General features: G+C 70.3%; 11 protein-coding genes. 5 read left to right on the top strand and 6 right to left on the bottom strand.

The features are described from left to right. The first annotated feature begins 32 nt into the window (after positions 1–32). Both AAF430_11510 and AAF430_11505 read left to right on the top strand, forming a co-directional pair. Positions 33–989: a hypothetical protein gene (locus AAF430_11510; protein ID MEM7410853.1), complete on the top strand. Its 957-nt coding sequence runs from the start codon at positions 33–35 to the stop codon at positions 987–989. Between the two features lie 96 nt (positions 990–1,085). Further along, complete coding sequence (locus tag AAF430_11505) at positions 1,086–1,883, top strand: tellurium resistance protein TerC (protein MEM7410852.1); 798 nt, start codon at positions 1,086–1,088, stop codon at positions 1,881–1,883. 10 nt (positions 1,884–1,893) lie between these two features. On the opposite strand, the gene AAF430_11500 is transcribed toward AAF430_11505, so the two are convergent. Then, on the bottom strand, positions 1,894–2,847 hold the full coding sequence (locus AAF430_11500) for a CmcJ/NvfI family oxidoreductase (protein MEM7410851.1): 954 nt from the start codon (positions 2,845–2,847) through the stop codon (positions 1,894–1,896). 201 nt (positions 2,848–3,048) lie between these two features. On the opposite strand from AAF430_11500, the gene AAF430_11495 reads away from it, so the two are divergent. Beyond that, positions 3,049–3,753, top strand: coding sequence for a hypothetical protein (locus AAF430_11495; GenBank protein MEM7410850.1), 705 nt, complete (start codon positions 3,049–3,051; stop codon positions 3,751–3,753). Positions 3,754–3,792: 39 nt separating this feature from the next. Continuing rightward, positions 3,793–5,763, top strand: coding sequence for an AsmA-like C-terminal region-containing protein (locus tag AAF430_11490; GenBank protein MEM7410849.1), 1,971 nt, complete (start codon positions 3,793–3,795; stop codon positions 5,761–5,763). Between the two features lie 14 nt (positions 5,764–5,777). On the opposite strand, the gene AAF430_11485 is transcribed toward AAF430_11490, so the two are convergent. Beyond that, positions 5,778–6,437, bottom strand: a complete 660-nt coding sequence (locus AAF430_11485; GenBank protein MEM7410848.1) for a TetR/AcrR family transcriptional regulator — start codon at positions 6,435–6,437, stop codon at positions 5,778–5,780. A gap of 66 nt (positions 6,438–6,503) precedes the next feature. On the opposite strand from AAF430_11485, the gene AAF430_11480 reads away from it, so the two are divergent. Next, a complete protein-coding gene (locus AAF430_11480; GenBank protein MEM7410847.1) occupies positions 6,504–9,605 on the top strand; it encodes a hypothetical protein in 3,102 nt (1,033 codons plus the stop codon). On the opposite strand, the gene AAF430_11475 is transcribed toward AAF430_11480, so the two are convergent. The 4 genes from AAF430_11475 to AAF430_11460 form a co-directional block, all read right to left on the bottom strand. Next, positions 9,602–10,243 (bottom strand): helix-turn-helix domain-containing protein, encoded by a 642-nt coding sequence (locus tag AAF430_11475; GenBank protein ID MEM7410846.1) that lies wholly within the window; start codon positions 10,241–10,243, stop codon positions 9,602–9,604. The genes AAF430_11480 and AAF430_11475 overlap by 4 nt on opposite strands. After that, entirely contained in the window at positions 10,240–11,082 is an 843-nt protein-coding gene (locus AAF430_11470; protein MEM7410845.1) for a metal-dependent hydrolase, read from the bottom strand. Before AAF430_11470 ends, AAF430_11475 begins: the two co-directional genes overlap by 4 nt. Before the next feature lie 212 nt (positions 11,083–11,294). Further along, entirely contained in the window at positions 11,295–11,852 is a 558-nt protein-coding gene (locus AAF430_11465) for a hypothetical protein (GenBank protein ID MEM7410844.1), read from the bottom strand. Between the two features lie 14 nt (positions 11,853–11,866). Further along, the gene (locus AAF430_11460) at positions 11,867–12,376 is read right to left on the bottom strand and encodes a hypothetical protein (GenBank protein MEM7410843.1); all 510 of its coding nucleotides are present in this window, start codon (positions 12,374–12,376) and stop codon (positions 11,867–11,869) included. Between the last annotated feature and the right edge of the window lie 44 nt (positions 12,377–12,420).

The following is a 12,420-nucleotide window of genomic DNA, read 5'->3' as shown; positions in this document are numbered from 1 at the left end:
GGAGACGCGCCGGGACGGGTACACTGGGCGCCATGATCCACTACAGCGATCCGCCCCTGCTGTTGCGGGACGTCATCGAAGATCCGGGCGACGTCGTCGCGCTGCTCGAACAGAACGCGCCCTATACGCCGCTCGGCGGCTGGTATCGGCCCGACCTCGACCCCGACGTCCCCACCAGCCCGATGTGGTTCCAGAACGATTGGGTGCACGCGGATCTCCAGGTCCCCGGCAGCGAGCTCTTCCTCGATCATCCACGCGTGCACCAGGCCGCGCGCGACTTCTACGGCGCCGAAGTCGTGCGCCCGCACAGCCTCTACGTGAACCTGATGGTGGCGATGGAACGCAGCGGTCCCGCCCACACGGACAATCCGCGCTTCCAGGGACGCGACCGCAGCAACACGCCGATGTGGCTCTTGCGCACGATGCTCTGGTCCGGGCTCTTCGACGAACAGGCGATCGTGCAGGCAACCTCGATCTGGTGGATGAACGACGTGGAGGGAGGCGGCCTCCTCTACTGGCCCGACGGGCCCGAGAAGCCGCCGGCCGAACACATCGGCCAGATGGCGAACACCGCGCTGATCGGCGACAACCACGGCATGTTCCACCAGGTCGGTCCGGTCGGGCCCTTCGATCGCGGTACGCCCCTCGTGACCCCGCGCGCCGAGTTGACGCCGGCCGGCGGGGACCGCTGGGCAGTGCGCGACCGGGGCGAGGTCCAGTTCGAAGCACCGCTCGCCGCCTATCGTGTCAGCGTGCTCTGGAAGGCCGACATCTACCGCGACGCCGAGCACGAGCGCGTTGCCCTCCAGCACCCGCTCTCCTTCGAGGACGTGGCAAGCGTCTTCGACGCCGACTTCGAGGCGCGCGGTCTCGACCTGCGCTTCGACCTCGAGCGCCTCGAGGACCCGGAGCACATCTTCGCGATCTCGGCGGTCTACCCAGAAGCGGTTCCCATCGAGAAGCGCCCCTCGATCTTCGACGCGGCGTAGGGCAAACGCCGCGCGAACCCCGCTCCGGCGTCGGCGAGGCGCTCGGAAGCGCCCCTGATTGGCCTAAGATCACGCCCACACCGGAGGACGTGCGTCTTGGACCTGTTCACGATCGAGAACTTCGCCAACCTGGGCATCCTGCTGTTTCTCCAGCTGGTACTCGGCTTCGACAACCTGCTCTACATCTCGATCGAGTCCCAGCGCGCCCCCGAGGAATCCCGGGCCGCTGTGCGGCGCTGGGGAATCATCATCGCGCTGGCGCTCCGCGTGGTGCTGCTGTTCCTGGTGATGCGCCTGCTCTCGACCTTCGAAGCGCCCTTCTGGGAAATCCACTGGACCGGCGTCATCGAGGGCTCCTTCAACTTCGCCACGGTCGTCTTCCTGCTCGGCGGCGCGTTCCTGATGTGGACGGCGTCGAAGGAGATCATGCACCTGCTCTCGGTCGAGGATCTGCAGCACGAGTCGGGCGGCAGCTCCAAATCGGCGGTGCAGGTCGTCGCGCTGATCGTGCTGATGAACCTGATCTTCTCCTTCGACTCGATCCTCTCGGCGCTGGCGATCACGAAGGTCTTCGCCGTGCTGGCGACGGCGATCTTCGCATCCGGGGTCGCGATGCTGCTGCTCGCCGACGAGGTCTCCGCGTTCATCGAGAGGAACCGCAAGTACGAGGTTCTCGGGCTCTTCATCCTGTTGATCGTCGGCATCGTGCTGCTGGGCGAAGGCGGCCACGTCGCGCACCTGAAGCTCTTCGGCTACCAGGTCGAGCCGATGGCAAAGAGCACCTTCTACTTCTCGGTGGTGGTCCTGGTGATCGTCGACGTCATCCAGTCCGGCTACCAGAAGAAGCTCGAGGCGAAGCGCAAGGCCGCCCTCGGGAAGACCGCCCCGGCCTAGCCCGGACGACTCAGGACCAGAGCGCGACGCAGCGGACTTCGATGCTCCAGCGGTCCGGCGCGTCGTCGGGCAGGTCGGGCTCGCGATAGGCGCTGTGGAAGCTGAAGGTGGAAAGGGCGGCTTCGGACGCGTCGCCCCGAGCCCCCTCACTGCGCGCGAGGGGCCCGGCGGCATCCCACTGCTTGATCAGCAGGCCCTCGTCACGGGTGAGCTCGGGAAACGACACCCAGCGGTGTCGTTGAGCCGACTTCGCGAAGTAGTTCTCACCGACACGGTCGGCGTAGTGGATCTCGAAGACCACGAGGTCGCTGGGTTCGACGGTCTGGGCGTCACACAGGGCAAGCGGGTCGGTGACGACCGGCTCCGCCACGATGTTGCGCCACACGTTGATCAGCGCGAAGCGGCCACCCGGGGCGAGCGCCTGCTCCGCGAGGTCCTGGTCGACGAGCGCCGCTCCCTCGGGCAAGAAGGCCCGCAGCGTGTCGTTCCGACCGGGCGGACGGGTGAGATCGCGCAGCCGGGCGGGCGCGCTCGTCAGCGTGTAGTCGCCGTGGACGACGTGGGCGGGCGCCTGGACCTCCTGCCCGCCTGCGATGCGCGTGCGATCGCGTTTGCCGCTCGCCGAGCGCACGTTGTGGTCGAACGCGAAGACGTGGGTGGCGCCGCTCGCTTCGGCCACGCGGGCTTCACAGTCCGGGTAGTAGCGGCGCACCACCGCCTCGTGGTCCATGAAGTCGGGGGTGTCGCGCAAGGGAGCGTCGGGCACCAGCGCGAAGCCCTGGGCTTCCAAGGTAGGGGTGTCGCCCTCGCGCCCGTTCCGGATCGGGTGGGCGACGACGTCGAGCTCGACGCCGACGGTCTCCGAGTCGCTGCCGTCGAGGTCGCGGCGGGTGCACACACGCCCGTTTCGCATCAGCGAGGAAGCGGTGTCGGCCGTCAGGTATCGGAACGTTCCTTCGGTCATCGCTTCGTTCATCGAGGTTCCCCGTCGGGTGCGCGCGGCGCGGTGCAAGGTAGCCCTTCCTCGAGGGACGCGACCGGCAAGTCGGCAGCAACGCCTGCGCAGCCGCACACGCTGCGCGTCGGCGACTCCCAGTCGCCCGAAAGCGCTTCTCCGGGGTGCGAACCCGGTGATAGGGTCGAAGCCAGTTCACGGGAGGACCCTATGTCGTCGCAGCTGCTCCGCCTGTTCCACCTCGGTCTGCTCGTGGCCTTCGCCTTCGGTGCGGTGGCCTGCAGCATCCAGCAGGAGGTCGTCCTCGCCGTCGAGGAAGGCGCGTCGATCGAAGTGACGATCCCGAATCTCGAACCGCAAACGAGCAACCTGTCCGGCGGGCTGAAGAGCCAGCTCGACATCGACATCTCGTTCCTGCGCATCCTGTTCGGCCTGCCCCTGAACGGCACCATCGACGTCACCGAGATCCTGATCGCGGGCTCCGGGTTTCCGGTGATCCCGCCGTTCCCGCTGCAGTCGACGCTGTGCCAGTACGCCGACCCGGCGGATCCGGGCGGGGGAAGCGTGTCCGTGTCCCTCGCCAGCCGGCAACTCGGCATCCAGACCACCGCGAACGCCCTGATCGTGCCCGTCGACCCGATCGTGCTCTCGCTGTTCGGCGGCGAGCCAATCCCCTTCCCCGTCGCGATCGACGTCACGGCGCCGATCACGTTGCTCGATCTCCTGGGCGTGATCGGCGGAGGCGATCTGCCGCTCTCGTTGGTGCAAGAGCTGGATTTCGTCTTCGAGTCCGAGAATCCGCTGCTCGACGGCCTCACCATTACCGGTGAGTTGCCGCTCTCGACCGCCGAGGCGATTCCGGACGGACCCCTGGTCTCCGAATGTGAGACCTTCTTGGATGGCTTCCTGCCCTAGAGGCGCTTCGCCCGCGGGCTTTGCCGTCGTGGGTTCCTCGTGAAGCGTCCCTCGCTCCTCCGACTCGTCGCCGGCCTCGCGCTGGCCCTCGCGCTCGTCCTGTGCGGACGCGTGGCGATGGTGGCCTGGGCCACCGAGCCCGAGCGCATCGGCCACGCGTTCGGCGCGTTCGTGCGCGCCGAAGCGAAGTTGGATCTCGACTTCGAAGCCGCGGAGCGCCGCCTCTGGCCGCCGGGCGTGGTCCTCACGGGCGTCCACGCCGAGGCCGGCGGCTCCCGTCTGGACGCCGACCGCGTGGGCCTCGGGTTCTCGCTCCTCTCACTCTTGCGCGGCGAGGCCTCGGTGGATGCCGTCGACGTCGACGGGTTCACGCTCGTCCTCGCCACCGACGCAAACGATCGGCCCACCTTTCCGACACCTGACCTCGGCGAGGACGCAGGCTCGGTGTCGGCGGCTGCGGGGGCTCCCGGCTGGGTCATCACGGCGGCGCGACTCCGGGAAGGACGCGTGCGCGCCGGAGCCTGGCAGGTCGAGCAGCTCGAAGCGCGCGTCGGTCTCGGCTGGGATCTGTCCGTCGGCGTCCGCGCGTCGGCGGCGCTCCCGGGTCGGGGGAGCGTGCGCGCCTTCGAGTGGACCCAGGGGGGGCTCTTCCGGGAAGCCACGCATTGGCAGGCAGCGGTCGACTTCGCCGACGTCCGCCTGGACGCCTGGCGTTCCTGGCTCAGCGAGCCGCTGCGAGACGGACTCGGCCTCGGCGGAGAAGCGACCGGCGCGATCGAACTCGAAGGCGACGGCGACACCTGGCGCGCGCGCGGAGGCGAGGTGCGTTTCACCGGCGTCCACCTCGCAGGCACTTCGGGATCACTCGACGGCGATGCCACCCTTGCACTGGGACGCGCGGGCGGCGGCTCCCTCGATCTCGGCTCCGCGCGACTCGCACTCGGCGACTGGCTCACGAAACCCGCCGGCGAAGCGCTGCGCATCCACGTGGCACCTACCTCGGAGAGCGAGGATCCCGCGGCGACCCTCGCCGTCGCGAGCGATCCTCTCGCGGGGGATCTCCGCGTGCGCTGGGCGGAGGCGGGGGCGGAGCTCTCCGACGTCTCCGTGGCACTCGAACTCACCGCCCTCCGGGCCTGGTGGCGCGGTCCCGGGGCACCGCGGGACGGGCGGGTCCGTCTCACGCGCGCCGCGGCCAGCGATCCCTTCCAGGTCCACCTCGAAGCGGCCCGGGTCTCGACGCCCACGCCGGCACCCGAGGCCCAGCCGCTGACCGCCACCTGGAACGGCGTGCTCGCATTCGCCTCGGGCCGGCTCACCACGGACGGCGTCGAGGCGGAGTTCGCGGGGGGCGTGGCTCGCGTGTCGGGACACGGCGACACGCGGAACGGCGACTACGCGCTGCAGGTCGAGACCCGGTCGCTCGACATCGGTCGCTTGCTGACCGCGCTCCAGGGTCGGCCCGGCCTCGAAGGTTTCCTGGATCTCGAGCTCGCTCTCGCGGGCCGACTCGAAGAGCGACCGTCGGGCGCGGGCCACTTCGATCTGCGCGACGGGCGCGTTCCCGACGCCGCCTTTCCCTGGCCCGACGAAGCGATCGACACGCGCACGGCCCACGGCGACGAGGGCGAGCGCTTCGATCACCTCACCGGACGCTTCCGGCTCGAACCCACGCGGCTGGCCCTCGACGCCGTCTCCTTCGAACACCCCTACGCGAGTCTCTACCTCGCGGGAACGATCGCGCTCCCCGACGGCGCCCTCGATCTGGCGGGCGACCTCGTGGTGCGCGAGGAGCTAGACGCCGGACTCGGGGGTCCGGGCGAGGACCGCACACTGGTGGTGGAGCACATTCACGGCGACTGGCGCGATCCCCAGTTCGTATTCGATACCGAGCAGACCCAACCGCTCTTCCAGGCCTATGCGAAAGCCATGGCGGAACGCCTCGGCCGAGAACCCGGCATCGTGCTGCGACCGCGAGAGGTGTCGGCCGAAGCGGGAGACCCGCCGTGAGGCGTTCGCCGCGTCTAGGCCGGCTCGCGGCGCAGGAGGCCGCTGAGGATCAGCCGCAGACCGTCGTCGTAGAGCACCTGGATCGGCTTCCCGAAGAGCACCTGACGCGGTCGGCTGCGCGCCTGGTTGAGGTAGCAGTCGCCGAGGCCCCAGATCGCGTAGGCCACGACCCAGGGATCGCAGTCGGCGAATTCACCGCTCTCGATGCCCTGCTGGATCACGTCCGAGAAGACCCGCAGCTGGGACTCGAAGAGCTGGGTGACGCGCTGGACGACGTCGGGCTGGATCTCGCCGATCCAGTCCTGGTTGTCGACGGCCCAGAGGATCTGGGCGCGATCGGGGTTCTCGTGGAAGAAGTCGACGTAGAAGCGCGCGATCGCCAGCACCTTCTCGGTCGGCGGCAAGGTCTGGGAGACCACGCGCGCCATCTCCTCGATGAAGACCTCGCTGTCGCGGATCAACACCTCGACGAAGAGGTGGGTCTTGCTCTCGACATGCCGGTAGAGGGTGCCCTTCGCGACGCCCGCACGCTTCGCGACTTCGTCGAGGCTGGCGTCGGCGAAGCCCCACTCGAAGAACACGCTGCGCGCAGCGCCCAGGATGCGTTCCCAGGTCGCCGCCTTCTGGCGATCGCGGGCGTTCGTCTTCTCGGCGGTGGCATCAGGAGCAGACACGGGAGCCTTCCGAGGCAGGGGGGTTCAGTATACGACCGGTGTCGTCGCGCGTGCAGCGCCGCGCTGGTGTGGGCCGGCGTCGCGCTGGCGTCGACGGCGACCGCCGCCAGCTTCGAGGGCGTCGGCGACCTCTCGGGCGGCGGCTTCTTCTCCGAAGCGCTCGACGTCTCCGACGACGGAACCACGGTCGTCGGCCGCAGCGCGTCGAGCTCCGGCGACGAGGCCTTCCGCTGGCAGGCCGGCACGCTGACCGGTCTCGGCGACCTCCCCGGCAGCCCGTTCGCCAGCGTGGCCTACGGCGTCTCGGCCGATGGCAGCATCGTGGTCGGCGAAGGCAGCGTGTCGAGCCTCGAGGTCCACGGCTTCCGCTGGCAGGGCGGCGCCTTCACCGACCTCGGCGCGGCCCCCCTCGCGAGCGCGCTCGACGTGTCCGCAGATGGACAGACCGCGGTCGGCATCCGCGGCGTCGGACCGCTCTCGAACCTCGAGCTCGAAGCGGCGCGCTGGGTGGGCACGTCGCTGTCGGGCCTCGGCGATCTGCCCGGCGGCACGTTCCTGAGTGCGGCGAACGCGGTGTCCGCCGACGGCGCGATCGTCGTCGGCGAATCCGACGGCGGTGGCAGCGCGGGCAACGAGGGGTTCCGCTGGGAGGCGGGAACCCTCACCGCCCTGCGCAGCCTGGCCCCGGGCTTCCAGACCCTCGTGGCGCGCGGCCTCTCGGGTGACGGCACGGTGATCGTGGGCGACGAGGACGATCCGGTCACGGGTCTCCAGGCCTTCCGCATGGTGGGCAGCAGCGTGACCCTGCTCCCGAATCTCCAGAGTGCCCAGGGCGCATCGGGCGACGGCAGCCTCGTCGTGGGACGCAGCGGGTCGGGCACGCTCGCGCGCGCGGCGCGCTGGAACGCCGCCGACGGCACCGAAGCCATCGCCGACGTGCTGCGCGACGTCTATCACATCGCCGCCGCCGACGGCTGGACGCTCCAGGAAGCGGTCGCCGTCTCGAGCGACGGCCAGGTGATCGTCGGCAACGGCATCAATCCCCAGGGCGACCCCGAAGGCTGGATCGCCGTCTTGACCGCGGGCTGCAGCGACGGGCTCGACAACGATGGGGATGGATTCACCGACACGGCGGATCCCGGCTGCAGCGACGCGTCCGATCTGACCGAGAACGACGCCGCCCTCCCCTGCGACGACTTCGTCGACAACGACGGCGACGGGGCCGTCGACCTCTTCGACGGCGGTTGCAGCTCGGTCTTCGACACCACCGAGACCGACCCGTCGCGGATCTGCGACGACGGCCTCGACAACGACGGCGACGGCGGGGTGGACGGGCTCGACGCGGGATGCGACGACGCCCTCGACACCTCGGAACAGTCCGCGAGCCTGCTCTGTGACGACGCCGTCGACAACGACGCCGACGGACCGATCGACTTCCCCGCCGACCCGGGCTGCGGCACTCCGACCGACCCGACCGAGGAACGACGCGCGGGCGAACCGCGCGGCGCGGCGCGCACCACCGAGAGCGAATCCGGCTTCGCGGGACCGCTCTTCCCCGGAGACGCGTTCGGCTCGGCCCTGGCGGTGCTGGGGGACCTCGATGGCGACGGCCTGCGCAGTCTGGCCAGCGGTGCCCCGCAGCCCGGCGGCGCGCTTCCGGGCGAGGTCTGGATCCTCGAGCTCGATGCGCTGGGTTCCACCGACAACGCGCTGCGGGTGGGATCCGGCCTGGGCGGCTTCTCGGGCGCGCTGGAGGCCGACGATCGCTTCGGCAGCGCGCTCGCCTGGTTGGGGGACCTCGAGGGTGACGGCTTCATGGAACTCGCGATCGGCGCTCCCGGCGACGACGACGGCGGCACCGACCGCGGAGCCGTGTGGATCGTGTCGCTCGCCGCCGACGGAACCGTGGTGGGCGAACGCAAGATCAGTGACACGGTCGGGGGGTTCGGCGGCACGCTCGGCGACGCGGTCGCGTTCGGCGGCGCCCTCGCGCGCATCGATGATCTCGACGGCAACGGCGTTCCCGAGCTCGCCGTGGGCGTGCCCGGCGATGCCGACGGCGGGCTCTTCGGCGTCGGCGCCGCCTGGATCCTGTTCTTCGATACGAGCGGCAACGTCACTTCCGAGCAGAAGATCAGTGCCACCCAGGGTGGCTTCAGCGGCGCCCTCGAGAACTTCGATCTCTTCGGCAGTGCCCTCACGTCGCCCGGCGACGTCGACGGCGACGGGAACGACGACCTCGCCGTCGGGGCACCGCGCGACGGAGACGGAGGCTTCGCGCGCGGGGCGGTCTGGCTGCTCTTCCTCGACGTGGACGGCAGCGTGCTCGGACATCAGAAGCTGAGCGACACCGAAGGCGACTTCCTCGGCATCCTGCCCGACCAGGGCCTGTTCGGTTCGGCCCTCGCCGGCGCGGGCGACCTCGATGCCGACGGCGTGCCCGACCTGCTCGTCGGGAACCCGGAAGACGGTTCCGGTCGTCTCTGGTCGCTGCTGCTCGGCGCCGACGGACGCGTCGACGACGAGGTCGAGACGGCCGCGGGCATCGGGGTTCCGCCCTCGGCCGTCGCGGCGGGCGATCGCTTCGCCAACGCCCTCGCCTTCGACCCGAGCGAGGTGCCGCCCGCCTGGAACGCGCTCGTCGGGGCGCCCGGCAGCGACGTCGCCGGCCCGGAGAAAGGCGCCTTCTTCCGCATCCCCCTCGACGCCGCGCGCTGCGGCAACGCAACGGTCGACTTCGCCGAAGCCTGCGACGACGGCAACACCACCGGCTTCGACGGCTGTTCGGCCAGCTGCGGTTGGCAGGACCTGGTGAAACTCCAGGGTGTCGCCGTGGGGGGCAGCGTCGAAGTCAGCGTGTCCGGGGTCGCGGTGATGGTCACGACGTCGCCGGGCCAGACGGCGGTGGCGGTGCTCAGCGCCCTGGCCGCTGCGATCGGCAGCGAGCCGACCCTCGCGTCCCAGGGCGTCACGGCCAGCGTACTGGGCGGCGTGCTGGTGATCGAAGGGGGCCCGGTCGACAGCGTCACGCTCCTCGACGCCGGCCTGTCCGAACCCGCGGTCCCCGTTCCCAGTAGCGGTCCGCTGCTCCATGTCGTTCTCGTCGGCGGGCTCCTGGCGGCCGCGGGCTTCCAGGCGCGACGCCGCGGAGCCGGGAAGACGCGCTAGGGCAGATCCTCGAGTTTCACCTCGGGAGGCAGACGGTCGGCGACGAGCACCGCGATCGTGCGCTGCAGGTCGGTGAACACCCGTGCGAGACGCTTCGGGTCGGGCTCGGCCATCTGGCGCAAAGCCGCGCCCTGGAGCAGGTCGAGGATGGTCTGGGCGAGCAGATCGACGCCCTGGATCTGGACGCCGAGCGTGTCTTCGATGCCCTGGATCAGCGCCGCGTCGCCCCGCGACCAGATCTTGCGCAGCGCCGCCCGCGCGCGATCCGAGTCGCCCTGCTCGAGCTGGGCGATCAAGGGCAGCCGCATCAGCTCGGGCTGCTCGAGCAGGATCGTGCGCCATTCGGTGACGAGCCGCTGGATCCGCTGCAGCGGGTGACCTTCGAGATAGACCACCTTCTGCAAGCGCTCGATCCACTGGGAACCCACGCGCTCGATGACGGCACCGAGTAGGCCTTCCTTGCTCTCGAAGTGCCAGTACAGGGCCGGCTTCGCCACGCCGGCCTCGCGACACAGCTCGGCGATGCCCGTCGCCGCGTAGCCCCGCTCGGCGAAGAGCGCCGTCGCCGCCTCGAGCAGACGCTCGCGGCCCCCCGGCGTCTCGCGCGCGGCTACCCGTTTGCGCTGGGCCGGTGTCACGCCGTGGCCTGGAGTCCGACCTCGACGAGCTTCTCGTGAGCCAGGGCGAGCTCGTCGGTGTCGTTCGGGTGGAAGTCGCGGCGCAGGTAGGCGCGCATCGCGGCCTTGAGCCGGCGCGCCTGCCACTTGTGCAGCTCCTGGAGTTCCTCGCGCGCCGCAGCCAGACCCTGCGCATCGACGCGGCCCGCATCGCGATCCTGGCGCAGCAGCATGCGTGTCCCTGCGCCGCTCCAAGCGAGAACCTCGAGGGTTGCCAGGACGAATCCCAGAATGCGCAGGGCGTAGCTCGGATGCGTGGCCTGAAGCACGTCGAAGGCGACGGCCTTGTGCTCCACTTCCTCGGTGGCGTGCCAGATCGCCAGACGCCGCATGGCCGGGTGCGCGCGATCCAGCAGGGGGTTCTCGAAGGCCATCGCGCCCAGCGTCGCGGTGTAGTGCTCGGCGCCTGCGGTCATGGCGAGGCGCAGTCCCCGCGGCAACCAGCGCGTGGTCCACTTCGTGAAGCGTTCGAAGCGGCGCAGGAAGGGGCGGATCTCGTAGCCCTGAGCCTCCATCGCCTCGAAGTAGCGCTCGTGTTCGTGTGCGTGACGCCCTTCCTGACCGAAGAAGCCGCGCACCTGGTCGCGGAGCTTCGGATCCTCGATGTCATCGAGGTGATCGCGCACGGAGTCGATGAAGAAGCGCTCGCCGTCGGGGAAGACCAGGTTGAGGCCGTTGAAGATCTGGGTGGCGATCGCGTTGTCGGCCAGCCAGTGCGCAGGCACGTCGTCGTAATCGATGCGCGGAGCGCGGATGCGGATTTCGTGGCGCGAGCCGGGAGCCAGGGTGGCGGTGGTCATGGAGGATCCTCTCGGGCCGGGAGACAGGGCGCTCCCGGATGGATCGGTCGCCGGCGGGCGCGCCTGTACCGATCGGTACAGGCGAATATACCGATCGGTATAGGCTCGAGCAAGGGACGGCCACGGCCCGGAGGGTCCTTCGCTGGGCCCTTCCCGGCCGACGGGGAGAGTGGGAGACCTCGCCGCGTTCGGACGGGCGACCGGGGGACGGCTCAGGCGAGCCCGCGCTCGACGAGCAGGTCCGCGAAGCGCCGTCCGCGCTCGTCTTCCGGGGCGAGGATGCGCGCCAGCCACTCCCGGGCGTAGGTCACGTCGAAGCGATCGGCCTGGGCGAAGAGCAGCTCGGCGAGGTCCCGCCAGTCCTTGTCGCGGGCAAACAGCACCTTGAAGATCGCCAGGTCTTCCGCAGCGAGGATCTCGATCCGGTCGGAACCGAAGGCCACCCGGCGACGTCGCTCGAGGCAGGCGTCGTGCAGGGCGTTGTAGGAGAAGAACAGATCGAGCGGGGTGTGTTGCCAGAACAGTCGCACCTGCTCGTCGCGCTCGACGGTGCGCCGCTGGGTCGCGTCGGGCGGTGTCACACCGAGCGGTTCGAGGGCCGCGAGGACGCGGTCGAAGTCGCGGACCGGCAGGAAGACGTTGATGTCGACGTCCTGGGTGCCGCGCGGGGTGGCGTAGTAGGCGAGTGCAATCGCGCCGCCGAAGGCATGGGGCACGTCGGCCGCGGCGAGCGCCTGGTGGATCGCAGCGACTTTCTCGTCGAGGTGCATCGGTCCTGGGCGTGCTAAGACGCTTTCGGTAGCGGCAACAGGTCGAAGTGGGGGAAGCGCGCGGTGTCGGGCGTCGGCACGGGTTCCCGGGAACGCACGATGGTGTCGTAGAGCCGCAGCACCTCACGCAGCGCGCGCCCGCGTTCGGCGTCGCTCGCGCCGACCCACTCGGCCACGTCGGACAGCGCGTCGGGCAGCGCCTCGGACGCATGCGGAGCCAGCGCCTCGCGCAGCAGCGTCGCCGTGTGCGAATCGAGGCGGGCTCCGCGGCGCAGGCCGGCGAGCAGATCCCGGGCCGGCGCCTCCACGACGTCGGGCGCGACCGGGACACCCAGCTCCAGCGCCCGCTGCCGCAACGCCGCCCGATCGATGCCCTGGGCGGATGCGGCGTCGGCGCGCTCGAGGTGGGCCTCGGTCAGCGGGCCCTGGAAGCTCACCAGGGTCCGGGAACGCGGGCCGCGCGGCGTGACCCGCGCCTCGCGGATCTCCACCCGGCCGGTCTTGCGTGCGTAGACGTAGGCCATGCTCCGGGAGAGCCTAGCGCAGTATAGTGGCATCTTGCCACTAT

The sequence above is a fragment of the Myxococcota bacterium genome, assembly GCA_039030075.1.
Lineage (GTDB): Bacteria > Myxococcota_A > UBA9160 > UBA9160 > SMWR01 > JAHEJV01.
This window is presented reverse-complemented; position numbering and strand designations above follow the sequence as displayed.

Coding starts and splice junctions, on each gene's coding strand:
- AAF430_11510 (MEM7410853.1), top strand. CDS start 33: ATGATCCACTACAGCGATCCGCCCCTGCTGTTGCGGGACGTCATCGAA.
- AAF430_11500 (MEM7410851.1), bottom strand. CDS start 2,847: ATGACCGAAGGAACGTTCCGATACCTGACGGCCGACACCGCTTCCTCG.
- AAF430_11495 (MEM7410850.1), top strand. CDS start 3,049: ATGTCGTCGCAGCTGCTCCGCCTGTTCCACCTCGGTCTGCTCGTGGCC.
- AAF430_11470 (MEM7410845.1), bottom strand. CDS start 11,082: ATGACCACCGCCACCCTGGCTCCCGGCTCGCGCCACGAAATCCGCATC.
- AAF430_11465 (MEM7410844.1), bottom strand. CDS start 11,852: ATGCACCTCGACGAGAAAGTCGCTGCGATCCACCAGGCGCTCGCCGCG.
- AAF430_11460 (MEM7410843.1), bottom strand. CDS start 12,376: ATGGCCTACGTCTACGCACGCAAGACCGGCCGGGTGGAGATCCGCGAG.